Source organism: Jatrophihabitans sp. (assembly GCA_036389035.1).
Taxonomy (GTDB): Bacteria; Actinomycetota; Actinomycetes; order Mycobacteriales; family Jatrophihabitantaceae; genus Jatrophihabitans_A.
Genome location: DASVQQ010000007.1, coordinates 387,361 through 410,941, shown reverse-complemented (window position 1 = coordinate 410,941; position 23,581 = coordinate 387,361). Strand labels below are relative to the sequence as shown.

General features: G+C 69.5%; 22 protein-coding genes. 1 reads left to right on the top strand and 21 read right to left on the bottom strand.

Annotated features, from left to right (window positions below):
• Nucleotides 1-41 precede the first annotated feature (41 nt).
• The 16 genes from VF557_04495 to VF557_04420 form a co-directional block, all read right to left on the bottom strand.
• A complete protein-coding gene (locus tag VF557_04495; GenBank protein HEX8079448.1) occupies nt 42-1,055 on the bottom strand; it encodes a polyprenyl synthetase family protein in 1,014 nt (337 codons plus the stop codon).
• Nucleotides 1,052-2,617, bottom strand: a complete 1,566-nt coding sequence (gene nuoN, locus VF557_04490) for an NADH-quinone oxidoreductase subunit NuoN (protein ID HEX8079447.1) — start codon at nt 2,615-2,617, stop codon at nt 1,052-1,054. The genes VF557_04495 and nuoN overlap by 4 nt, the downstream gene beginning before the upstream one ends.
• Nucleotides 2,614-4,167 (bottom strand): NADH-quinone oxidoreductase subunit M, encoded by a 1,554-nt coding sequence (locus VF557_04485; protein HEX8079446.1) that lies wholly within the window; start codon nt 4,165-4,167, stop codon nt 2,614-2,616. The genes nuoN and VF557_04485 overlap by 4 nt, the downstream gene beginning before the upstream one ends.
• Nucleotides 4,167-6,071 (bottom strand): NADH-quinone oxidoreductase subunit L, encoded by a 1,905-nt coding sequence (gene nuoL, locus VF557_04480; protein ID HEX8079445.1) that lies wholly within the window; start codon nt 6,069-6,071, stop codon nt 4,167-4,169. The genes VF557_04485 and nuoL overlap by 1 nt, the downstream gene beginning before the upstream one ends.
• Nucleotides 6,072-6,086: 15 nt before the next feature.
• Nucleotides 6,087-6,386: an NADH-quinone oxidoreductase subunit NuoK gene (gene nuoK, locus VF557_04475; GenBank protein HEX8079444.1), complete on the bottom strand. Its 300-nt coding sequence runs from the start codon at nt 6,384-6,386 to the stop codon at nt 6,087-6,089.
• Between the two features lie 37 nt (nt 6,387-6,423).
• Nucleotides 6,424-7,200 carry an NADH-quinone oxidoreductase subunit J gene (locus tag VF557_04470; GenBank protein HEX8079443.1) on the bottom strand — a complete coding sequence of 259 codons (777 nt, stop codon included), beginning with the start codon at nt 7,198-7,200 and terminating at the stop codon, nt 6,424-6,426.
• On the bottom strand, nt 7,197-7,964 hold the full coding sequence (gene nuoI / locus VF557_04465; protein HEX8079442.1) for an NADH-quinone oxidoreductase subunit NuoI: 768 nt from the start codon (nt 7,962-7,964) through the stop codon (nt 7,197-7,199). The genes VF557_04470 and nuoI overlap by 4 nt, the downstream gene beginning before the upstream one ends.
• Nucleotides 7,965-7,966: 2 nt before the next feature.
• Nucleotides 7,967-9,331: an NADH-quinone oxidoreductase subunit NuoH gene (nuoH, locus tag VF557_04460; protein ID HEX8079441.1), complete on the bottom strand. Its 1,365-nt coding sequence runs from the start codon at nt 9,329-9,331 to the stop codon at nt 7,967-7,969.
• Between the two features lie 3 nt (nt 9,332-9,334).
• Nucleotides 9,335-11,800, bottom strand: coding sequence for an NADH-quinone oxidoreductase subunit G (locus tag VF557_04455; GenBank protein HEX8079440.1), 2,466 nt, complete (start codon nt 11,798-11,800; stop codon nt 9,335-9,337).
• Nucleotides 11,797-13,107, bottom strand: coding sequence for an NADH-quinone oxidoreductase subunit NuoF (nuoF, locus tag VF557_04450; protein HEX8079439.1), 1,311 nt, complete (start codon nt 13,105-13,107; stop codon nt 11,797-11,799). Before nuoF ends, VF557_04455 begins: the two co-directional genes overlap by 4 nt.
• Before the next feature lies 1 nt (nt 13,108).
• Nucleotides 13,109-14,029, bottom strand: coding sequence for an NADH-quinone oxidoreductase subunit NuoE (gene nuoE, locus VF557_04445; protein HEX8079438.1), 921 nt, complete (start codon nt 14,027-14,029; stop codon nt 13,109-13,111).
• Nucleotides 14,030-14,092: 63 nt separating this feature from the next.
• Complete coding sequence (locus VF557_04440) at nt 14,093-15,418, bottom strand: NADH-quinone oxidoreductase subunit D (GenBank protein HEX8079437.1); 1,326 nt, start codon at nt 15,416-15,418, stop codon at nt 14,093-14,095.
• A 58-nt stretch (nt 15,419-15,476) separates the two neighbouring features.
• A complete protein-coding gene (locus VF557_04435; GenBank protein HEX8079436.1) occupies nt 15,477-16,193 on the bottom strand; it encodes an NADH-quinone oxidoreductase subunit C in 717 nt (238 codons plus the stop codon).
• Nucleotides 16,190-16,729: an NADH-quinone oxidoreductase subunit B family protein gene (locus VF557_04430; GenBank protein HEX8079435.1), complete on the bottom strand. Its 540-nt coding sequence runs from the start codon at nt 16,727-16,729 to the stop codon at nt 16,190-16,192. Before VF557_04430 ends, VF557_04435 begins: the two co-directional genes overlap by 4 nt.
• Before the next feature lie 45 nt (nt 16,730-16,774).
• Nucleotides 16,775-17,134, bottom strand: a complete 360-nt coding sequence (locus VF557_04425; protein ID HEX8079434.1) for an NADH-quinone oxidoreductase subunit A — start codon at nt 17,132-17,134, stop codon at nt 16,775-16,777.
• Between the two features lie 134 nt (nt 17,135-17,268).
• Entirely contained in the window at nt 17,269-18,618 is a 1,350-nt protein-coding gene (locus VF557_04420) for a geranylgeranyl reductase family protein (protein HEX8079433.1), read from the bottom strand.
• 125 nt (nt 18,619-18,743) lie between these two features.
• On the opposite strand from VF557_04420, the gene VF557_04415 reads away from it, so the two are divergent.
• Nucleotides 18,744-19,094: a UvrB/UvrC motif-containing protein gene (locus tag VF557_04415; GenBank protein HEX8079432.1), complete on the top strand. Its 351-nt coding sequence runs from the start codon at nt 18,744-18,746 to the stop codon at nt 19,092-19,094.
• A gap of 53 nt (nt 19,095-19,147) precedes the next feature.
• On the opposite strand, the gene VF557_04410 is transcribed toward VF557_04415, so the two are convergent.
• The 5 genes from VF557_04410 to VF557_04390 all read right to left on the bottom strand — a co-directional run bounded on the left by VF557_04410 (nt 19,148) and on the right by VF557_04390 (nt 23,569).
• Nucleotides 19,148-19,648, bottom strand: a complete 501-nt coding sequence (locus VF557_04410) for an Lrp/AsnC family transcriptional regulator (protein ID HEX8079431.1) — start codon at nt 19,646-19,648, stop codon at nt 19,148-19,150.
• Nucleotides 19,649-19,681: 33 nt separating this feature from the next.
• The gene (gene hppD, locus VF557_04405) at nt 19,682-20,944 is read right to left on the bottom strand and encodes a 4-hydroxyphenylpyruvate dioxygenase (protein HEX8079430.1); all 1,263 of its coding nucleotides are present in this window, start codon (nt 20,942-20,944) and stop codon (nt 19,682-19,684) included.
• A gap of 107 nt (nt 20,945-21,051) precedes the next feature.
• Nucleotides 21,052-21,684 carry a hypothetical protein gene (locus VF557_04400; protein HEX8079429.1) on the bottom strand — a complete coding sequence of 211 codons (633 nt, stop codon included), beginning with the start codon at nt 21,682-21,684 and terminating at the stop codon, nt 21,052-21,054.
• Entirely contained in the window at nt 21,681-22,541 is an 861-nt protein-coding gene (gene folP / locus VF557_04395; GenBank protein HEX8079428.1) for a dihydropteroate synthase, read from the bottom strand. Before folP ends, VF557_04400 begins: the two co-directional genes overlap by 4 nt.
• Nucleotides 22,529-23,569 (bottom strand): glucosyl-3-phosphoglycerate synthase, encoded by a 1,041-nt coding sequence (locus VF557_04390; GenBank protein ID HEX8079427.1) that lies wholly within the window; start codon nt 23,567-23,569, stop codon nt 22,529-22,531. Before VF557_04390 ends, folP begins: the two co-directional genes overlap by 13 nt.
• Between the last annotated feature and the right edge of the window lie 12 nt (nt 23,570-23,581).

Here is a 23,581-nt window from a genome sequence, read left to right as displayed (position 1 = left end):
GTAGGTTACGCCTTGTTCCGGACCGCTCTGACCACCCCGGCTCAGCCGCTGCGAACCACGACCAGATCGGCCAAGGCGTGCAGGGCAGCCTTGGCCGGCACCTCCGGCAGCCCGGCAATGGTTGCCCGAGCCGACTCGGCGTACTCCAACATGGTGCGCTTGGCCTGCTGGATCGCCTCGGAGGAGCGCAGCAGCGCCAGCGCCTCGGCGTGCTCGCCGTCGTCCTCGAGCGGCCTGCTGACGAGCTCGCGCAACCGGTCGCCGGCCGCGTCGTTGTCCTGCAGCGCGTAGAGCACCGGCAGCGTCTGAACGCCCTCGCGCAGGTCGGTGCCCGGCGTCTTGCCTGACTGCCCGGCCTCCGAGGCGATGTCGAGGATGTCGTCCGAGATCTGGAAGGCCATGCCGAACTGCTCGCCGAAGGCCCGCAGGCAGTCCACGGTCTGCTCGTCGACCCCGGCGAACCGGGCGCCGAGTTCGGCCGAAGTGGCGATCAGCGAACCGGTCTTGTCCGCCAGCACCGACAGGTAGTGATCTATCGGGTCCACTCCCGGCTTGGGACCGACCGTCTCGCGAATCTGGCCGGTCACCAGCCGCTCGAAGCAGCGGGCCTGGATCCGGACCGCCTCAGGTCCCAGATCGGCCAGGATGTCGGAGGCCCGGGCGAACAGGAAGTCACCGGTCAGGATGGCGACCGTGTTGGTCCAGCGGGTATTGGCCGCGGTGGCCCCGCGTCGGACGGTCGCCTCGTCCATCACATCGTCGTGGTACAGGGTGGCCAGGTGGGTCAGCTCGCAGACCACTGCCGACATGACCACTCCGTCATGGTCGGCCTCGACGTCGCCGAACTGCGCGGCCAGCAGCGCCAGCAGCGGACGGAACCTCTTGCCGCCGGCGTTGACCAGGTACTTCGCGACGTCGGCGACGAACTCGTCCTCAGAACGAACCGCGGCCTTCAGCGCCAGCTCGATGGTCTGCAGGCCTTCCCGGACCGTTGCTTCCAGAGCCGGGTCGTCAAACTCGATTCCGACAGCCAGGAGGGAGGACTGATAGCTCACCCGCGTAACCGAGCTGCCTTGTCGGCGAGGTCCAGCAGCGGCTGCGGGAAGATGCCCAGCACCAGGGTTGCCGCGGTGCCCACGGTGATGGCGATGGTGGACATCGCCGACGGGATGGCCACCGTCGGCCCGTCCTCGGCCGGTTCGGCGAAGAACATCATCACCACGATGCGCAGGTAGAAGAACGCCGCGACGGCCGAGGCGATCAGCGCGATCACCACCAGCGGCCCGGCGATGTCGTAGGCGGCCCGGAAGACCACGAACTTGCCGGTGAAACCGCTGGTCAGCGGAATGCCGGCCAGGGCCAGCAGCAAGAAGGTGAAGGTGATCGCGAACAGCGGTGACCTGCGGGCCAGGCCCGACCATTGCGACAGGTGATTGGCCTCGCCGTTGGCGTCGCGGACCAGCGTCAGCAGCCCGAAGGCGGCGATCGTGGTGAAGCCGTAGGCGGCCAGGTAGAACAGCACGCTGGACAACCCCGCCCCGTCCAGTGACACCAGTCCCACCAGGATGAACCCGGCGTGCGCGATGGAGGAATAGGCCAGGATCCGCTTGAGGTCGGTCTGGGTCAGGCCGACGATCGAGCCCACCACCATCGAGGCGATCGCCACCCCCCAGATGATCGGCCGCCAGTTCCAGGCGCTGACCGAGAAGCCGACGTAGAGCACCCGGATGATGGCGCCGAAGGCCGCGATCTTGGTGCACGAGGCCATGAAGGCGGTGACCGGCGTCGGCGCGCCCTGGTAGACGTCGGGGGTCCAGGAGTGGAACGGCGCGATGCCGGCCTTGAACAGCAGGCCCACGATGAGCAGCCCGAAACCGAGATAGAGCAGGACGTCGGACTGGGTGGAGCTGTTCTGGGCCCGCAGGATGTCGAACAGGTCCACCGAGCCGGCGTAGCCGTAGAGCAGGGCCACGCCGTACAGGAAGAACGCCGAGGCGAACGCGCCCAGCAAGAAGTACTTGATGGCCGCTTCCTGGCTCAGCAACCGGCGCCGGCGGGACAGGCCGGCGATCAGGTACAGCGGCAGCGACAGCACTTCCAGCGCCACGAACATCAGCAGCAGGTTGTTGGCCGCCGGAAAGATCAGCATGCCGCCGACGGCGAACAGGGTCAGCGGAAAGATCTCGGTCTGGACCCGCTCGCCGCTGGCCAGCCTGCGGTCGGCCGGTGAGCCCACCACCACCGCCGCCGAGGCGACGATGGCGCCGCCGGGCTCGACCGCGCGCTCGGCCAGCAGCAGTATCGACAGCGCGCTCAGCACCAGGATGGAGCCCTGCAGGAACAGGGTGACGCCGTCGATGGACAGCGCGCTCGATGCGGTCAGGGTGGACCGCCCGCGCAGCATGATGACGGCGACCAGGGCTGCCAGCAGCGACACCAGCGACAGCCCGAGCTGAAGGTGGAACCGGCGCTCGCGCGGCGCCAGCGCCTCGACCAGGACGCCGAGGCAGGCCGCGCCCAGCACGATCAGGATCGGCGACAGCGCCGAGTAGCTGATCGACGGGGCCTGGATCAGGTTCGGGGGGTCGGCCGCCAGCACGATGTTCAGCGGGCTCACTTGGCTCCTCCGGGCTGGGCCGCCTGCTGGGGCTGCGGATCAGTCTGGCCGATGTCGTTCATGGTGAACTGCACAGCCGGGTTGATGATGTCGATGACCGGCTTGGGGTAGATCCCCAGGGCGAAGATCAGCACGATCAGCGGCGTGACGGCGAAGATCTCGCGCGCGTTGAGGTCACGGAAACCGCTGACCTTCTCTTTCAGCGGGCCCTGCATCGTGCGTTGGTAGAGCAGCAGGACGTAAATCGCGGCCAGGATGATGCCGGTGGTGGCGAGGATCGCCAGCGTCTTGTGCCGGGTGAAGGTGCCCAGCAGCGTCAGGAACTCGCTGATGAAGGTGCTCATCCCCGGTAGGGCCAGTGCTGCCAGGCCGGCTATCAGGAAGACCCCGCCCATGCGAGGAGCCACCTTGGCGGTGCCGCCGTAGTCGGCGATCAGCCGGCTCTTGCCGCGGACCACCAGGTAGCCGACCACGATGAACAGCAGCCCGGTCGCCAGGCCGTGGTTGACCATGTAGAGCACGGCGCCGGTGCCGCCCTGGGTGGTGAAGGCGAAGATCCCCAGGCCGATGAAGCCGAAGTGGGCCACCGAGGTGTAGGCGACCAGCCGCTTCATGTCGCGCTGGCCCATCGCCAGGAAGGCCGCGTAGAGCACACCGATCACCGACAGGATCAGGATCGGCTTGGCGAAGTCACGCGAGGCCTCGGGGAACAGCGGCAGGCAGTAGCGCAGGAAGCCGAAGGTGCCGACCTTGTCCAGCACCCCCACCAGCAGCGCCGCGCCGCCGGCCGGCGCCTCGGCGCCGGCGTCGGGCAGCCAGGTGTGGAACGGGAACAGCGGGGCCTTGATCGCGAAGGCGATGAAGAAACCGAGGAACAGCCACTTCTGGGTCGCGCCGCCCGGGACGTTGCCGACCAGGTCGGTGAAGGCGAAACTCGAGGTGCCCGAGCTGACGTAGACGCCGATCACCGAGGCCAGCATGAGCAGGCCGCCGACCAGGGAGTACAGGAAGAACTTCATCGCCGCGTACTGCCGGCGCGGCCCGCCGAAGCTGCCGATGATGAAGTACATCGGCACCAGCATGGCCTCGAAGAACACGTAGAACAGGAAGACATCGGTGGCCGCGAACACCCCGATCATGAAGACCTCGAGCAGCAGCACCAGCCCGAAGAAGGTCTTGGGCGACCGGGTGGTGCTGCGCAGCTCCTCAGCGCCTTCGACGCTGTCGAAGCTGTGCCAGGACGACAGCACCACGCAGGGCACCAGCAGGGCGGCCATCGCGATCAGCACCAGGGCGATGCCGTCCAGCCCGAAGGCGAAATGCACCCCCAGGTTCTCGATCCACACCCACGAGTTGCTGAACTGGAAGCGGTCGGCGCCCTCGGTGGTCTTGAACGCCACGCCCAGCACGACGGTGTAGCCGAAGGTGATCACCGAGGCGGCCAGCGCGATCTGCTTGGCCAGCAGGATCCGCCTGGCCGGCAACGCGAAGATCAGCAGGCTGCCCAGCAGCGGAACGGCGAGGAGCCCGAGCAGGCTGAGGTCTTGCATCAGGAGAACCTCACCGCGAGCAGCGCCGCGAGTAACACCGCGGCGCCGGCCAGCATGGATAGGGCGTAGGACCGGACGAATCCGGTCTGCAGCCGACGAAGCCGGCCGGAGCCGCCACCGAGGCCGGCGGCCAGGGTGTTCACGGCGCCGTCGACGCCACGGTTGTCGAAGAACACCAGGGCGCGTACCAGCCACTGGCCCGGACGCATGAGCACCGTCTCGTTGAAGGCGTCGGCGTAGAGGTTGCGCCGGGCGGCGACCGTGATCGGCGAGCCGGCCGGTTGCAGGACCGGCACCGGCCGCACCGCGAACGCGACGATGGCGCCGGCTACCCCGAAGGTGACCACCAGCAGCGTGATCAACGTCAGCACGGCCGGTGAGATGGTGTGCAGCCCCTCCTCCACCGACTCCCCGACCGAGGGCTCGAGCCAGTGCTGCAGCGCGCCGCCGGACACCAGCAACCCGCCGGTGACCAGCGACAGCACCCCGAGGATCACCAGCGGCACCTTCATCACCAGCGGGGCCTCGTGCGGGTGCACGTCGTCCTCCCAGCGGCGGCGGCCGTGGAAGGTCATCACCAGCGCCCGGGTCATGTAGAAGGCGGTCAGGCCGGCGCCGAGCAGCGCCACCCCGCCCAGCACCCAGCCGCTGACGCCGCCCTTGTTGAAAGCGGCCTCGATGATCTTGTCCTTGGTGAAGAACCCGGTGGCGAGCGGGAACCCGATGATGGCGAGGTAGCCGCAGAGGAACACCCCGTAGGTGACCGGCATGATCCGGGCCAGACCGCCGAAGCGGCGCATGTCTATTCGGTCGTTCATCGCGTGCATCACCGAACCGGCCGACAGGAACAGCGCCGCCTTGAAGGCGCCGTGGCCGAGCAGGTGCATGATGCCGATCGCGTACACGCCCTCGCCGAGCCCGACAGCCAGGAACATGTAGCCGATCTGGCTGACCGTGGAGTAGGCCAGCACCCGTTTCAGGTCATCCTGGCCGAAGGCGCAGATGCAGCCGTAGAGCAGCGTGATCGCCCCGACGATGACCACCACCGTGCGGCCCGTCTCGGTGAGGTTGAAGATCGGCGCCGACCGGGCGATCAGGTACACCCCGGCGGTCACCATGGTCGCCGCGTGGATCAGGGCCGAGACCGGAGTCGGGCCCTCCATCGCGTCGGGCAGCCAGGTCTGCAGCGGGAACTGCCCGGACTTGCCACAGGCGCCGAGCAGCAGCATCAGCGCGATCGCGGTGACCACGCCGTTGGACAGTCCGTCCGCGCCGGCGAAGACGCCCTCGAAGTCGGTGGTTCCGAGGTAGGCGAACATCAGCATGATCGCGATCGACAGCCCGACGTCACCGACCCGGTTGGCGATGAAGGCCTTCTTGGCCGCGGTGCCGGCCGACTCGCGGGTGTAGTAGTAGCCGATCAGCAGGTATGAGGCCAGCCCGACGCCTTCCCAGCCGACGTAGAGCACCAGGTAACCATCGGCCAGCACCAGCAGCAGCATCGCGGCGATGAACAGGTGGAAGTAGCCGAAGAACCTCCGCCGGCCGGGATCATGGCGCATGTAGCCGACCGCGTAGATGTGGATCAGCGAGCCGACCCCGGTGATCAGCAGCACGAAGGCCAGCGACAGCGGGTCGAGCAGGAACCCGACATCGACGTTGAAGCCGCCCACCGGCACCCAGCTGAACAGGTGCAGGTTGCGTACGCGCTCCTCACCGGTCTCGCTTCTGATGGAGAAGAACAGCATCAGGGCGTAGCCGAAGAGCAGCACCGGGACGAGCGCGCCGAGCAGGTGACCCCACCGGTCGGCGCGCTTGCCCAGCAGCAGCAGGGCTGCCGAGGACAGGGCCGGCAGCGCAACCAGCAGCCAGGCTGCGGACTGGATTCCGTGAGCGGCGTTCACTGTTCGAAGCTCCCCTTAGTACTTCAGGAGGTTCGCGTCGTCGACCGAGGCCGACCGCCGCGTCCGGAAGATGGACATGATGATGGCAAGGCCCACCACGACTTCGGCCGCGGCCACCACCATCACGAAGAAGGCCATGATCTGGCCATCCAGGGTGCCGTTGATGCGGGAGAACGTGACCAGGCTCAGGTTCACCGCGTTGAGCATCAGCTCGACGCACATGAAGACCACGATGGCGTTGCGCCGGACCAGCACCCCGACGGCGCCGATCGAGAACAGCGCCGCGGACAGCACCAGATAGTAGGTGGGGGTCATGAGGCGACCGCGCCCTCACGATCGCCGGAAAGCCGCCTCACAGCCGATCACCCTCCCGTTCGGGCAGCGCGTGGGGCGCGCCGACGCTGATCTCGGCTCCGCTGCCCAGCAGCGACTCGCCGGCGACCGAGCCGTCCGGCAGCAGCGCCGGGGTGCCGACCGCGTTGCCCGAGGACAGCACGCCGGGCCCGGGCAGCGGCTGCGGCCGGCCGGAGCGGATCCGCTCTCTGGCCAGCGTCTTCTGGCTCGGCCGCGGACCCTCCCGCTCGACGTGGGCCAGCACCATCGCCCCGACGGCGGCCACGATCAGCAGCGCCGAGGTCAGCTCGAAGGCGAAGAGGTACTTGGTGAACAGCAGTTCCGCGATCCCGTTGACATTGGTGCCGGACCGGGAGTTGGCCGCGTCCAGGTTCTTGGCTTCCTGGCCGGTGAACGCGCTCCCGATCGCCAGCGCCACCAGCAGGGCGAACCCGACCCCGAACAGCAGGGCCGCCGCCCGTTGCCCGCGCAGCGTCTCGACCAGCGAGTCTGCCGAGTCCCGCCCGACCAGCATCAGCACGAACAGGAACAGGATCATGATCGCGCCGGTGTAGACGATGATCTGCACCAGGCCCAGGAACGGGCCTTGCTGGATCAGGTAGAACAGCCCCAGGCACATCATCGTCGTGACCAGGGACAGCGCCGAGTGCACCGCGTTGCGCAGCAGCACCATGCCGATCGCGCCGAGCAGCGCGACCGGCCCGAGAATCCAGAACGCGACCGCCTCACCGGTGCTCACCTGGGCGGCGGCCAGCACCACCGGAGCCGCGCTCATGCGTGGTGCCCGCCGATCTCGATAGCCGGGCTGGTGATGGGCCGGCCGGCGACATTGGCGGCGCTCTGGGGCGCTCCCTCGTCCTTGCGCGGGGTGTAGTAGGCCTTCTCGTTGTCGCCGAGGCGCATCGGATGCGGCGGCGCCTCCATGCCGGGCAGCAGTGGGGCCATCAACTGCTCCTTGGTGTAGATCAGGTCCTGGCGGTTGTCCAGGGCCAGCTCGTAGGAGTTGCTCATGGTCAGCGAACGGGTCGGGCAGGCCTCCACGCACAGGCCGCAGAAGATGCAGCGCAGGTAGTTGATCTGATAGACCTTGCCGTAGCGCTCACCCGGGGAGAACCTGGCGTCCTCGCTGTTGTCGCCGCCCTCGACGTAGATCGCGTCGGCCGGGCAGGCCCAGGCGCACAACTCGCACCCGATGCACTTCTCCAGGCCGTCCGGATGCCGGTTCAGCACGTGCCGGCCGTGGTAGCGCGGCGCCGTCGGGAAGACCTCGAACGGGTACTGCTGGGTGTAGACCTTCTTGAACATGGTCGAGAAGGTCAGGCCGAAGCCGGCGGCGAAGCTGGCCACGGTCGCGTTCGGGTGGTTGAACTCGTTCTCGTTGAGCGCCACCGCCGAGACGTCCCCCGGCGCCGGCAGCCCGGCCTCGGCCGGGCGCACCTCGGTCCCGGTCACCTCAGCCTGCAAACTACGGGGCACCGCGGCGCCGGTGGGCTCCGCGGCGTCGTCCGCGGACGGCCGCGGACCTGGTAGGTCAGCCATCTTCAAGGCCTTTCGGACAGAGATCGTTCGGGAGCGGGCAGTGCCGGCGAGCTCACGCCGGCGTTGACCAGCCTGGGCGAGGGCGGCACCACCAGATCCATCGGCGGGATCGGGAAGGCTGCCGGGCGGCTGGCTTCGTCGGCTTCCTCCGCGGCCAGCTCGGCCTCGATCCGCTTCGAGCGGCGGGCGTCCAGCACTGCCCACAACCCGATCATGGCGATGATCGGCAGGCCGACCAGCAGCATCACGGTGAGGGCGCTCCAGCCCCGGTCCCGCAGCACCCGCATGGTGGTGACGGCCATGATCCAGGCCAGGTTGAGCGGGATGAGCACCTTCCAGCCCAAGTGCATGAACTGGTCGTAGCGCATCCGGGGCAGCGTGCCGCGCAGCCAGACGAAGCCGAAGATGAACAGGATCACCTTGGCGGTGAACCACAGGATCGGCCACCAGCCCGAGTTGGCGCCCTCCCACAGCGACAGCGGGAACGGAGCGCGCCAGCCGCCGAGGAACAGCGTGGTGGCCAGCGCCGAGACGGTGACCATGTTGATGTACTCGGCAAGGAAGAACAGGGCGAACTTCATCGAGGAGTACTCGGTGTGAAAGCCGCCGACCAGCTCGGACTCGGCCTCGGGCAGGTCGAACGGAGCCCGGTTGGTCTCACCGACCATGGCGATCACGAAAATGCCGAAGGACACGAACAGCGGTATCGCGTTCCACAGGTGCTCGCGCTGGTACTCCACGATCCCCGACGTCGACATGGTGCCGGAGTAGAGGAAGACCATCACGATGGACAGGCCCAGGGCGATCTCGTAGGAGATCATCTGGGCGGCCGAGCGCAGGCCGCCGAGCAGCGGATAGGTCGAACCCGAGGCCCAGCCCGACAGCACGATGCCGTACACCCCGAGCGCGGAGCAGGCGAAGATCACCAGCACGCCGACCGGCAGGTCGGTCAGCTGCAGCATGGTGCGCTCGCCGAAGATCGAGACCTCCGGGCCGAACGGGATCACCGAGAACGCCAGGAAGGCCGGCACCGTCGAGACCACCGGCGCGATCCAGTACACCGGCTTGTCGGCCAGCGTCGGGATGATCTCTTCTTTGAAGGCCAGCTTCACGCCGTCGGCCAGGGACTGCAGGATGCCCCAGGGCCCGGTGCGGTTGGGACCGATCCGGTTCTGCATCCGGCCGACGACCTTGCGCTCGAACACGATCGCGAACAGCGTCATCGCGACCAGGAACGCGAACACCGCGAACACCTTGATCAGGATCAGCCAGAACGGGTCGTGCCCGAAGCCGGCCAGCGTCGCGTTGGGGTCGGTCTCAGCCAGCAGGTGAAGGTCAGGCCCTTGAGTGAGCCCCAGCTTGATCATCGCCTACCTCCACTCACCGGAAGCGTCACGTGCCGAGCCCGGTTGGACCCGAGTCACCGTGACCTGATCGCCATGGACCGCGCGCAGCACCTTACGCACCGACCCGTCCCGGTGATTGGTCGGCAGCCACACCACGCCGGTCACCGCCCGCTCGGTCAGCTCGACCGGCGCGGTCAGCGAGCCGTGCGCGGTGCTGACCGCGGCCAGGTCACCGGCGCTGATGCCCAGCTCGGCGGCGGTGGCGCCGGCCATCATCACCCGCAGCGGCTTGCTGGTGCCGGCCAGGTTCAGCTCACCGTCGGTGAGCCGGCCACCGTCGATCAGCTCGTGCCAGGTCGCCAGCACGATGCCGGGGCCGGTGCGCCCGGCAGGCGCCCGGACCGGCTCGGGCCGGCGGCCGCGGCCGGCGCTGACGCCGAGGACCGCGAGCTCGTCGCGCGCGCTGGCCGGGCTAGGCAGCCCCAGGTCGATGTCGAGCTCGTCGGCCAAGGCATTGAGCACCCGGCCGTCGGCCATCTGGCCGGTGTTGGTGAGGGTCAGGTCGAACGGCCGCCGGCGGCCTTCCCAGGTGACGAAGCGGCCGGCCTTCTCAGCCGCCACCGCCACCGGCAGCACCACGTCGGCGTGCGCCGTGACCGCCGACTGCCGGATCTCCAGGCTCACCACGAAGCCGGCAGCGGCCAGCGCCGCCTCGGCCAGCGCCGGATCCGGCAGGTCGGCCAGCTCCACGCCGCCGACCAGCAGGCCGCCGAGCGGCGCCTCCTCGGCCAGCGCGGCTGCCAGCAGGGCGGGCAGGTCCCGGCCGGGAGCGGTCGGCAGGTGCGCGTTCCAGATCCGCTCCACCTCGGCCCGGGCGGCGTCGTCACTGACCGAGCGGCCGCCGGGCAGCAGGTTCGGCAGCGCGCCGGCGTCCACCGCCCCGCGCTCGCCGGCCCGCCGGGGCACCCACGCCAGCCGGGCGCCGGTGCTGGCGGCCAGTTCCGACACCGCGCTCAGCGCTCCGGGAACCCCGGCCATCCGCTCGCCGACCAGGATCACTCCGCCGGCCAGCGCCGCACGCAGCTCGCCGTCCACGGCAGCGATCGCCTCGGCCTCGGCGCCGGGCGTCGTCGGCAGCAGCCGTCCGGCTAGCTTGTCGAGGCCGCGGCTGGCCAGCGCCGCGATCGAGTACACCGCGCACCGGCCGTTGCGAACCCCCTTGTGCAGCCGCAGGAAGGTGATCGGTGACTCCTCCTCCGGCTCGAACCCGACCAGCAGGACGGTGCCGGCCTGCTCCAGGTCGGTGTAGGTGAGCGCCCCGGTCTCGGGAGAGCTGCCGGCCACCTCGGCGCCCAGGAACGCCAACTCCTCGGCCGAGCCCGGCCGGGCCCGGAAGTCGATGTCGTTGGTGCCCAGCGCCACCCGGGCGAACTTGGCGTAGGCGTAGGCGTCCTCCTCGGTCAGCCGGCCACCGGGCAGCACGCCGACCCCGCCGTTGTCGCGGGCCCGCGCCAGACCGGCCGCGGCCGCTTCCAGCGCCTGCGGCCAGGACGTCTCGACCAGCCGGCCGGACCGGTCGCGGATCAGCGGGGCCAGCAGCCGGTCGGGCTGGTTGATGTACTGGAAGGCCCACCGGCCCTTGTCGCAGTTCCACTCCTCGTTGACCTCGGCGTCCTCACCGGCGAGCCGGCGGGTGATCTTGGTGCGCCGCCAGTCGGTGCGCAGCGCGCAGCCGGAGGAGCAGTGCTCACAGACGCTCGGCGTCGACATCAGGTCGAAGGGCCGGGCCCGGAACCGGTAGGAGGCGCCGGTCAGCGCGCCGACCGGGCAGATCTGCACGGTGTTGCCGGAGAAGTAGGACTGGAACGGGGTGTCGGTGGAGGTGCCGATCTGCTGCAGCGGGCCCCGCTCGAGCAGGTCGATGAACGGGTCGCCGGCGATCTGCTCGGAGAACCGGGTGCAGCGCTGGCACAGCACGCAGCGTTCCCGGTCCAGCAACACCTGGCTGGACACCGCGACCGGCTTGGCGAAGGTGCGCTTGATCTCGGAGAACCGGGAGTCGGCGCGGCCGTTGCTCATCGCCTGGTTCTGCAGCGGGCACTCGCCGCCCTTGTCGCAGACCGGGCAGTCCAGCGGGTGGTTGATCAGCAGCAGCTCCATCACGCCCTGCTGGGCCTTGTCGGCCACCGCCGAGGTCAGCTGGGTCTTGACCACCATGCCCGGCATGACCGTGGTGGTGCAGGACGCGGCCGGCTTGGGCATGCCGCGGCCGTTGCCCATGTCGGTCACCTCGACCAGGCACTGCCGGCAGGCGCCGGCCGGCTCCAGCAACGGGTGGTCGCAGAACCGCGGGATGTGGATGCCCAGCTGCTCGGCGACCCGGATCAGCAGGGTGCCCTTCTCGACCGCGGTCTCGATGCCGTCGATGGTGACGGTGACCAGGTCCTCGGCCGGGCGTTGCCCGGCGGGCTTCTCGGGGGCGACGGTCATGCGGGTGCTCCGGTCAGGGCTGGCGGGTGCGGCTGGACGCCGCTGTTCGGGTTCTTCTCGATCAGGGCGAGGTATTCGTCGCGGAAGTACTGGATGGAGGAGGTGATGCAGCTGGTCGCGCCGTCACCCAGCGCGCAGAACGAGCGGCCCAGGATGTTGTCGCTGACGTCGAGCAGGACGTCCAGGTCGGCCAGGGTGCCCTGACCGTGCCAGATCCGTTCCAGGATCTGGGCGGTCCAATAGTTGCCCTCGCGGCATGGCGTGCACTTGCCGCAGGACTCGTGCTCGTAGAACTGCGTCCACTTCAGCACGGCCTGCACGACGCTGTCGTCGGAGTCGAACACCATCACCGCCGACGTGCCGTTCATCGAGCCGCTCTTGGCCACCTCGTCGAAGTCCAGCGGCACGTCGAGGTGCTCTGCGGTGAACAGCGGGGTCGAGGACCCGCCCGGCGTCCAGAACTTCAGCGGCTTGCCGCGGCTCATGCCACCGGCCATCTCCAGCAACTCGCGCAGCGTGGTGCCCATCGGCGCCTCGTACTGGCCCGGGTTGGCGACCCGGCCGGACAGCGAGTAGATCGAGGTTCCGGGCGAGCCGTCCGGGCCCATCTGCTTGTGCCAGGCGGCGCCGCCCAGCACGATGTAGGGCACGCTGGCCAGGGTGCCGACGTTGTTCACCACCGTCGGTGCGTCGTAGAGGCCGTTGGTCGCCGGGAACGGCGGCTTGAGCCGCGGCTGACCCCGCTTGCCCTCCAGCGAGTCCAGCAGCGCGGTCTCCTCGCCGCAGATGTAGGCCCCGGCGCCCGCGTGCACCGTCATGTCGAAGCGCAGGCCGCTGCCGAGCACGTTGTCGCCCAGATAGCCCTTGGCGTAGGCCTCGTTCACCGCCTGGGTGACCCGGCGGATCGCGTGCACCGCCTCGCCGCGGATGTAGACGAAGGCGTGCTGCGCCCGGACGGCGTAGCAGGCGATGATGATCCCTTCGATCATCGAGTGCGGGTCGTTCATCATCAGCGGCAGGTCCCGGCAGGTGCCCGGTTCGCCCTCGTCGGCGTTGACCACCACGTAGTGCGGCTTGGCCGCCTCGCCCGGCTTGGCCTGCGGGATGAACTGCCATTTCATCCCGGTCGGGAAGCCGGCGCCGCCGCGGCCTCGCAGGTTGGAGTCCTTCACCAGCGCGATCAACTCGTCCGGCTGCATCGTCAGGGCCTTGCGCAGGCCGGCGTAGCCGTCGAGCTTGACGTAGTTGTCCAGCAGCCACGGCGCGTTGGCGCCGAACCGCTTGGTCAGGACCGGAGTAAGCGGCATGTCACTGTCCCTTGTCGGCTCTGTCGACTTCATCAGTTCTGTCAACCCGCTCGCTCTGACCGCCGGTCGGTGAGTCCGCGGCCGGATCGCTCTTATACGTGTTCAAGGGCGCGTCGTTGGAGCTGGTGTAGTCGGGCTTGCCGGAGTTGTCGACGGCCACCCGCTCGGCATCGGCAGAGCTGGAACCGGCGTCGGCACCCGGCGGGTAACCCGGCGCCTGCTGGCCGAGTTCGTGGGCCAGCCGGACGCCGGCCTCGGTGGGCGCGCCGGTCGCCTCGGCCCGGCGTGAAGCGGGCCGCTGATCGACGAAACCGGCGATCTGGCGCGAGATCTCCTTGAAGCTGCACAGCGGCGCGCCCCGGCTCGGCTGCGGTCGGTTGCCCGCCCGCAGCTCGGCTACCAGGCCCAGGGCCGAGTCCACGCTCTGGTTGTCGAAGAACTCGTAGTTGACCGTCACGATCGGGGCGTAGTCACAGGCGGCCAGGCACTCGGCGTGCTCCAAGGTGATCGAGCCGGGCTCGCCGGGAGTGCCGGCGGTCTGGTTCATCCCGACGCCCAGTTGCTCGGACAGCGCCTGGTAGATCTCGTCACCGCCCAGCATCGCGCACAGGGTGTTGGTGCAGACGCTGACCAGGTACTCACCGGTCGGGGACCGCTTGTACATCGTGTAGAAGGTGGCCACCGCGGCCACCTGCGCCTTGGTCAGCTCCAGCAGCTCGGCGCAGAAGGCGATCCCGTCGGCCGAGACATAACCCTGCTCGGACTGCACCAGGTGCAGCATCGGCAGCAGCGCCGAGCGGGCCTGGCCCAGCGGGTAGCGGGCGATGATCTCGACCGCCGCGGCGCGGACGTCGGCGTCGAAGACGGCCGGGTCACCGGGGCGTCCGATGTCGATCAGGCTCAGGCGAGTGTTGCTACTCATCATTCGACTCCGCGCTCGCTCCGGTCCTCGCTCCGCTGCGATCCTCACTCGCTGTCGTCTTCATCAGCGGTCACACCCACCCATCACCGGGTCGATCGAGGCGATCGAGGCGATCACGTCGGCGATCTGGCCGCCGATCGACATCGCCGCGGCAGCTTGCAGGTTGATGAAGGAGGGGTCGCGCAGGTGCACCCGGTAGGGCCGGGTGCCACCGTCGGAGACCACGTGCGCGCCGAGTTCGCCGCGCGGGCCCTCGACCGGCACGTAGACCTGCCCGGCCGGCACCCGGAAGCCCTCGGTGACCAGCTTGAAGTGGTGGATCAGCGATTCCATCGAGCCGTTCATGATCTTGTTGACGTGCGCGGCAGAGTTGCCCATCCCGTCCGAGCCGATCGACAGCTGGGCCGGCCAGGCGATCTTGGGATCGTCGACCATCACCGGTCCCGGGGTCTGGGAGATCCGGTCGAGGACCTGGGCGATGATCCGCAGGCTCTCGCGCATCTCGGCGACCCGCACCACGAACCGGCTCCAGCAGTCACCGCCGTCGTCGGTGGGCACGTCGAAGTCATAGGTCTCATAGCCGAGGTAGGGCTCGGTCTTGCGCAGGTCCCACGGCAGGCCGGCGGCCCGCAGCAACGGCCCGGTCACGCCGAGGGACAGGCAGCCCTCGACCCCGATCCAGCCGACTCCCTTGAGCCGGTTGATCCAGATCGGCTGGCCGCGTAGCAACCGGTCGACCCCGAGGATCTCCTTGTCGGTCTCCTTGATCCAGCCGCGGATCTTGGGTATGGCGTCCTCGGGGAGGTCCATGGCCAGGCCACCCGGCCTGATGTAGGCGTGGTTCATCCGCAGGCCGGTGATCAGCTCGAAGATGTCCAGGCAGCGCTCCCGGGCCCGGAATCCGTTGGTCATCGCGGTCAGCGCGCCCAGCTCCATGCCTCCGGTGGCCAGCCACACCCAGTGTGAGGAGATCCGGTTGATCTCCATCATCATCAGCCGGATCAGGTTGGCGCGTTCGGGCACGACCGTGTCGAGCAGCCGCTCGACGGCCATCGAGTAGACCGACTCGTTGAACAGGTTCGACAGGTAGTCGCACCGGGTCACGAAGGCGCTGCCCTGGGTCCAGTTGCGGAACTCGGTGTTCTTCTCGATGCCGGTGTGCAGGTACCCGACCACCACCCGGGCGTCGGTGACCGTCTCGCCTTCGAGTTCGAGCACCAGCCGCAGCACGCCGTGCGTCGAGGGGTGCTGCGGGCCCATGTTGATGACCAGGCGTTCCTCGCCCAGCGGCTCGGCGCCGAGCACCGAGTCCCAGTCGCCGCCCGAGACGTTGTAGATCCGGCCCTCGGTGGTCTCGCGGGACGGGCTGTAGAAATCGGAAGTGGTCACCGGTCCTGCCCTCCACTCCTCATCGGAGCGCTCATCGCGGAAGTGGCTGCGGCGCTGCTCATCGGTAGGCCCGCCGTTCGTCCGGCGGCGGGATGCTCGCGCCGTCCTTGTACTCGGTCACCACGCCGCCGAGCGGGTAATCCTTGCGCTGGGGGTGGCCGTCCCAGTCGTCGGGCATCATGATCCGGGTCAGCGCCGGGTGGCCGTCGAAGATCATCCCGAACAGGTCCCAGGTCTCGCGCTCCTGCCAGTCGGCCGTCGGGTAGACGCCGGTGACCGACGGGATGTGCGGGTCGGCGGTGCTGACCGCGACCTCGAGCCGGATCCGGCGTCGGAAGGTCATCGAGGTCAGGTGGTAGACCGCGTGCAGCCGCTTGCCGTCCATCCCCTCACGAGCCAGGTAGTCCACCCCCGAGACGCTGGACAGCAACTCGAACCGCAGCGCCGGGTCGTCCCGAAACACCTGGCAGACCCGCGCCACGTGCTCGCGCCGCAGGTGCACGGTCAGCTGGCCCCGGTGCAGCACCACCTTCTCGACCGCGGCCTCGTGCTCGGGATAGGCCTCGGCGAAGGCGTCCATCACCTCGTCGAAGTACCCCCCGTACGGGCGCCCGACGGGCAGCTCGATCCACGGCTCGCGCTGCAGACCGGAGAAGCCGGAGGTGTCGCCCGAGCCCATGACCCCGAACATGCCGGGAGTCTGGCGGTCGGCCGGCAGGCTGCCCGAGGCCTGGCCCAGGGCCACCTCGGGGTTGAAGTCCGGGCCGGTGGTCATTTGGCGAACCTCTGGCTGGACGGGATGAGATCGACCTTCTGGCCGGCCAGCCGCTCGGCCCGCTTGGGTCCGAGTGGCTCGTTCTGGATCTTGTGGTGCAGCTTCAGGATCGCGTCGATCAGCATCTCCGGCCGCGGCGGGCAGCCTGGCAGGTACATGTCGACCGGGACGATGTGGTCCACGCCCTGCACGACGGCGTAGTTGTTGAACATGCCGCCCGACGAGGCGCAGACGCCCATCGCGATCACCCAGCGCGGCTCAGCCATCTGGTCATAGATCTGCCGGACGACCGGGGCCATCTTCTGGCTGACCCGGCCGGCCACGATCATCAGGTCCGCCTGCCGCGGCGAGGGCCTGAACACCTCCATGCCGAACCGGGCCGAGTCGAACCGCGGCGCCCCGAAGGTCATCATCTCGATGGCGCAGCAGGCCAGGCCGAAGGTCACCGGCCACAGCGAGGACTTGCGCGTCCAGTTCACCACCGACTCGACGGTGGCCAGCAGCATCCCGTCCGGCAGCTTCTCTTCTAAACCCATGTCAGCGGGCCAATCTCGGGAAGGAAATCGTTTCTCGGTTCATCGTCAGTCCCAATCCAGGCCGCCGCGACGCCAGACGTAGATGTAGGCGATGAACACGGTTGCCAGGAACAGGAAGATCTCGATCAGGCCGAGGAGGCTCAACTCCCGGCTGGCGACGGCGTAGGGGTACAAGAAGATGATCTCGATGTCGAAGATGATGAACAGCATCGCGGTGAGGAAGTACTTGACCGGAAACCGGTTGGGCCCGGACGACATCGGCGCCGGCTCGATCCCGCACTCGTAGAAGGAGTGCTTGGCCTTGTTGTAGCGCTTGGGGCCGGTCACGGTCGCGATGACCACCGAGAAGACCGCGAACCCGAACGCCAGCGCGAAAAGAACCACGATCGGCAGGTATGCCCCCAGCATCGTGACCTGCCTCCCTTCTCACTTGAAGTCGACTCGATTGGGCTCACGGCAGTCTTGACAAGCACTGCCACGGTAGTCGGCTCGGCCGCCCGGCCGCTGGTTAGGCTTACCTAAGCTCTTCATCGAGCGGCCTACCGCAACGGCGGCGTGACCCGGGTCAGCGCCGTGATGATCCGGTCGCTGACGTCGCCGTCGCGCGGGTCGGTCAGATTTGCCAGCAACTTCAGCACAAACCTCATCAGCCCGGGATGCGGCAGGCCGTGCCGGGTGCAGGCCCGCATCACCGCCGGGTTGCCGATCAACTTCACGAAGACGCCGCCGAGGCGGTAGTAGGCGCCCCACTCGGCCGCCATCGCCGCCGGGTAGCTCGCCAGCGCCTTCTCCCGGGCCGGCCCCGGCGGGCGGGCCAGGGCCCGCACGACCGCCTCGGCCGCGAACTTGCCCGACTCCATCGCGTACGGGATGCCCTCGCCGTTGAACGGGTTCACCGACCCGCCGGAGTCACCCACCAGCAGCACGCCGTCGCGGTAGTGCGGTGTCCGGTTGAAGCCCATCGGCAGGCCGGCGCCCTGGGTGGGGCACAGCGCGTTCTGCTCTCGCAGGCCCCATTCGGGCGGGGTGCTGTCCAGCCAGGTGGTCAGCAGCGTGCGGTAGTTGGTCTTCTGGAACCCGGCGGAGGAGTTCAGCACGCCCAGGCCGACGTTGACCGAGCCGTCCCCCATCCCGAAGATCCAGCCGTAGCCGGGCAGCAGCTTGGCGTCGTCGGCGCCGGGCGGGCCGTCCCACAACTCCAGCCAGGACTCCAGGTAGTCATCGTCGGTCCGCGGGCTGGTGTAGTAACGGCGCACCGCCACGCCCATCGGTCGCTTGTCGTTGCGCTGCAGGCCCAGGGCCAGCGCGAACCGTCCGGACACCCCGTCGCAGGCCAGCACGATCGGCGCCCGGTAGCTGCTCTCGGCCCGGTCTGCCCCTGGTCCGCCCTTGGCCAGCACGCCGGTCACCCGGCCCTGCTTGTCCAGGATCGGCGCGGTGACCGAGGTCTGCTCGTGCAGCCGGGCGCCGGCCTTGACGGCCTGGCGCACCAGCAGATGGTCCAGGTCCGCCCGCGGGCGGACCAGGCCGTAGGCGGGGAACGAGGCGAGCTCGGGCCAGTCCAGCTCCAGGCGCATGCCGCCGCCGATCACCCGCAGGCCCTTGTTGTGCAGCCAGCCGGCCTCTTCGCTGACGTCGATGCCCATGTCGATCAGCGCCCGGGTGCCCCGCGGGGTCAGGCCGTCGCCGCAGACCTTCTCCCGGGGGAACGACGTCTTCTCCAGCAGCAGGACGTCGAGCCCCGCCGTGGCCATCCAGTAGGCGGCGGCCGAACCGGACGGCCCGGCGCCCACCACGATCACGTCGGCGTCGTAGTGGCCGTCCTCGGGGGACTCCGAGGTCTCCAGGGGCTGCGAGAGGCCGCCCGGACCGTCGGCGATCGCCGTCATCGAAGTCCCCTCAACTAGTGCCACCGCCGCGCTCGTGAAAACTTTCACGAACCGCTCCATGCCAGTCTAAGCATGGCTCGCGGCGCTCTTCGCGCGCCCGCCCGGCCCGGCCATAACATGTTTGCATGAGCGATGCCGAGGACCGGCTCCCGGCCGGATCAGGCCGGGCTCGCGACCTGGTCGGGCGGCGCCGGCCGCGCAAGGCCGCTGACACCGGCCGGGTTCACCACCTGGGAGCGGCGCCGGCGCTGATGCCGGTGCTCAACAGCGACGGCGCTTGCACCACTGAGACCGCGACCCGGACGGCAGCCGTGCAGCTGGCCTCGCGGACCCGCTGGGAACTGGACCGGCTGGTCGAGGACATCAGCGCCGAGATGGCAGGCGCCTCGGCCGCCCTGGACTTCGAGCTGGCCGGCCGGTTGCGTGACGAGCTGGCCCGGGTGCGCGCCGAACTCGATCGGCGCGGATCGGCCTAAAGCCGCTCGGGGCTCCCGCTCGGGGCTCCCCTGGCACTCGGGCTGATCCGGTCCTAGCGGCTGCCCGTGCGGCTGGCCCGTGGCACCTCAGCGGCTTCCAGCAGCTCGACGGGCCGGTGCCGCACCAGCCTGGTCAGCGCGATCACCGACGTCGAGCGGGCCACTCCCTGGATCTGAGAGACCTCCAGCAGCACCCGCTGCAGGTCCTCGTGCGAGCTGGCGGCCAGCCGGCAGTGCACGTCGCCAGGACCGGTGGTGGCGAAGGCCTCGACCACCGAGGGGATGGCGGCCATCGCGGCGGTCACCTCTTCGAGCCGGCCCTGGGCGATCTCGAGCGTGGCAAAGGCGAGCACCGGAAAGCCGGCGGCCGCCAGGTCGACGTCCGGGCCGTAGCCCGAGACCACGCCGTCGCGCTCCAGGCGCTCCAGGCGGGCCTGGATGGTGGCGCGGGAGACCTGCAGCAGCCGGGACAGCTCCAGGTACCCGGCCCGCGGGGTGTCTCGCAGCGCGGCCAGGATCGACACGTCCAGTGAGTCCAGCTCGCGCCTGCTCACCGCCACCCCTCCGCTCGACGAATGCGCCCCCGGCTACAGATTGCCGCGGGTCTCCTGCTCGCGCTCGATCGCCTCGAACAGGGCCTTGAAGTTGCCCTTGCCGAAGCCCAGTGAGCCGTGCCGCTCGATCAGCTCGAAGAACATCGTCGGACGGTCCCCGACCGGCTTGGTGAAGATCTGCAGCAGGTAGCCGTCCTCGTCCCGGTCGACCAGGATGCCGCGCGACTGCAGCTCCTCGATCGGCACCCGGACGTTGCCGATCCGGGCCCGCAGCTCGGGGTCGGAGTAGTAGGAGTCCGGCGTGGCCAGGAACTCCACCCCCTCCAGCCGCATGGCGTCCACGCTGCGCAGGATGTCGTTGGTGGCCAGCGCCAGGTGCTGCACGCCGGGGCCCTGGTAGAACTCCAGGAACTCGTCGATCTGGCTCTTCTTCTTGGCGATCGCCGGCTCGTTCAGCGGGAACTTGACCCGGTGGTTGCCGTTGGCCACCACCTTCGACATCAGCGCGGAGTAGTCCGTGGCGATGTCGTCGCCGATGAACTCGGCCATGTTCACAAAGCCCATGACCTTGTTGTAGAAGCCGACCCAGTCATCCATCTTGCCCAGCTCGACGTTGCCCACGACGTGGTCCAGGGCCTGGAACATCCGCTTCGGAGCGCCGTCGCGCTTGCGGTAGCCGGAGCTGCGCGGGACGTAGCCGGGCAGGTAGACGCCGGTGTAGCCGGAGCGGTCGATCAGGGTGTGCCGGGTGTTGCCGTAGGCGGCGATGGCCGCGGTGCGGATGACGCCGAACTCGTCGCTGACCTCGTGCGGCTCGGAGAGGATGGTGGCTCCCTGCGCCCGGGCCTGCCGGATGCAGCGGTCGACGTCGGGGACCTCCAGGGCGATGTCGAGTACCCCGTCGCCGTGCGCGCGGTGGTGATCCAGCAGCGGGCTGTCCGGACGCACCCCGCCCGAGATCACGAACCGGCAGGATCCGCTGCGCAGCACGTAGGACTTGTGGTCGCGGTTGCCGGTCTCAGGGCCGGAGTAGGCCACCAGTTCCATGCCGAAGGCGGATTGGTAGAAGTGCGCGGTCTGGGTGGCGTTGCCGACCACGAACACGACCGCGTCCCAGCCGGTGACCGGAAACGGGTCGGTGCTCTCGTCGTAGGGCACCAGGCCGACCAGCTGCTTGAGCTGGTCGAGGTTGAGCTCGGCGTCCCGCTCGTCGGACGTCAGGGTCACATCGGTGGTCGTCATCTTCTCCTCCTGCACGAACGCCAAGGGCAGGCTGGCGCTGGTCGGCCCGCTCATCGCAGGATGCCGTCGTGGTACGTGCTCAGCAAGATGCCTACTCCAAGGTGTCATCGTTGCACATCTTGACAGTAGCGCCAGGTTCGAACCCGCGCAGTTTGCTCAGTTCAGCTTTCTGACAGCCAGCTGAACACCGGGTACCAGACACCGAACGGGTCATCGCTGTAATGCACGCGGCTGCGCCCCGGCGCCTCCCCCACGGCGCCGGCCAGCACCTGCCAGGCAGCCCGGCCGGCGACCAGCAGCTCAGCCGCCAGCACCGGGTCGAGCCCGGCCAGCCCGGCCAGCCGGCCCGACCGCAGGCAGGCCTCGACGGCCTCGTCGAACGGGGCGGCGCGGGGGTCGAGGTAGCCGGGCGCCTTGAGCGTTCGCCGGGCCGAGCCATCGGCCATCACCAGCAGCCCCACCTCATCGTCGCCGCCGGCGCTGTCGGCCAGCGCGCGACCGGTCCGCAGGCAGTCCGCCGGCGGGCTGTCGGCCGCGATCACCAGGTGCTCGACCGACAGCTCGCAGCCGGCCTGGCTCAGCAGCAACCGGCCGACCACGATGCTCAGCGCCTTGTCGTCCTCATCCGGGGCCGCGCCGCCGATCACCACCAGCCGGGCCGGGCCGGCCGCCAGCAGCTCGCCGATCGCGTCCAGGCAGGCGGCCCGCAACTGCTCCACCTCGGCAACCGGGCGCCCGGTGATGCCGCGCAGCAACAGCGGCGGGTTCGGGCAGCCGGCCACCGCGACGATCACGCCAGGCCCCGCACGGCCCGCCGCGGCGGCTGGCTGCCGCGGATGGCGGCGACCATGTCGAGCACCTGCCTGGTCTCGGCCACGTTGTGGGCCCGGAACACCATCGCGCCCTGCCAGGCGCAGATCGCGGTGGCCGCCAGGGTGCCCAGGAGTCGCTGGTCCAGCGGCAGGTCCAGCGCCTCGCCGACGAAGTCCTTGTTCGACAGCGACACCAGCACCGGCCAGCCGGTCGCCACCATCTCGGCCAGCCGCCGGGTCAGCTCCAGCGAGTGCCAGGTGTTCTTGCCGAAGTCATGCCCCGGATCGATCATGACCCGCCGCCGCGAGACCCCCAGCGCGACCGCCCGCTCAGCCAGATCGACCGTGCGGCTCAGCACGTCGGCCAGCACGTCGTCGTAGAAGATCCGGTGCGGCCTGGTCCGGGGTTGCACCCCGCCGGCGTGCGTGCAGACCAGTGCGGCGTCGAACTCGGCCGCCACCTCGGCCAGCCGCGGGTCATAGCCGCCCCAGGCGTCGTTGAGCACGTCCGCCCCGGCCGCGCATACCTCCCGCGCCACCTCATGGCGCCAGGTGTCCACCGAGATGATCACGTCGGGGAACTCGGCGCGCACCCTGGCCACGAAGTCGACCGTGCGCCGGATCTCCTCCGCCGCGTCCACCTCATCGCCGGGCGCCGCTTTCACGCCGCCGATGTCGACGATCTCTGCGCCGGCGGCGACCACCTCGGCCACCCGCTCCAGTGCCTTGTCGAAGGCGTAGGTGGCGCCGCGGTCATAGAACGAGTCCGGTGTCCGGTTCACGATCGCCATGATCAGCAGGGCGTCGGAGTCGAAGCCGCGGCCGGCTAGCTCGAGCATCGGGCCGCCGTCCGGCGCTGCTCGGCAGCTCGGTAGCGCTCGTTGGCCCGGGCCGCCGGGCGCTCCAGCACCGGCACCGGACGGCTGCGCCAGCCCGGGATGGCGCGGTCGAACTGCTGCAGGCTCGGCTCGGCAGCGGCCGGCGGTCCCGTCACCGGCGGTCCTGCCTCCTCCGGCACGCCGGCCCGATCCAGCGGCAGCCGGCGCATCGCCGTTGCCAGGATCTCGGCGGCCATCACTCCCAGATCATGCACGTTCTGGTGCCGGTGCCCGCGCCTGCCCAGGTCGACCTGGGCGATCGCGGCCAAGCCGTGCCTGCGCCAGGTGTCGGTCAGGCTGGCGAACTCGACGCCATAGCCGACCGGGATCGGCAGCGACTCGATCAGCGAGCGCCGGATTGCCCATTCGCCGGCCAGCGGCTGGACGACAGCGGCCAGCTCGGGCCAGTACAGGTTCAGCAACGGCCGGGCCACCAGCTCGGTCACCCGACCACCCTGCGGCGCCGCGTCCGGCGTCGGGACAGCCGGCTCGCCGGGCAGGTCGTCGGCGAGCCGATCGTAGAAGCCTTTGGACAGCAGGGTGTCCGGGTCGGTCAGCAGCGGCCCGAGCAGGCCGGTCACGAAGTGCGGGCCCCACTCGGTGAGGTCGGCGTCGATGAAGACCAGCAGGTCACCGCTGGTGACGAACAGCGACTTCCACAACGCCTCGCCCTTGCCAGGGCTCACCGGGGTGCCGGTGTCGATGTCGCGGGCGGCGAACACCGCCGCGCCGGCGGCCCGGGCCACGGCCGCGGTGTCGTCGGTGGAATCGGAGTCCAGCACCACCAGCTCGTCCACCAGTCCGGCGCCCATCAGCGCCTGGCGAATCTGGCCGACCACGGCCGCGACGGTCGCGGCCTCGTTGCGCGCCGGGATCACCACGCTCACCCGCTGGCCCGACTGCCGCTTTGCCCTGAGCAGGTCGGCGCTGTCGAACTGTGCCGCGTCGAAGGTGTGCGAGTCGAACCATCGCCGCGCGGCGATATCCATTCCGGCACTCCC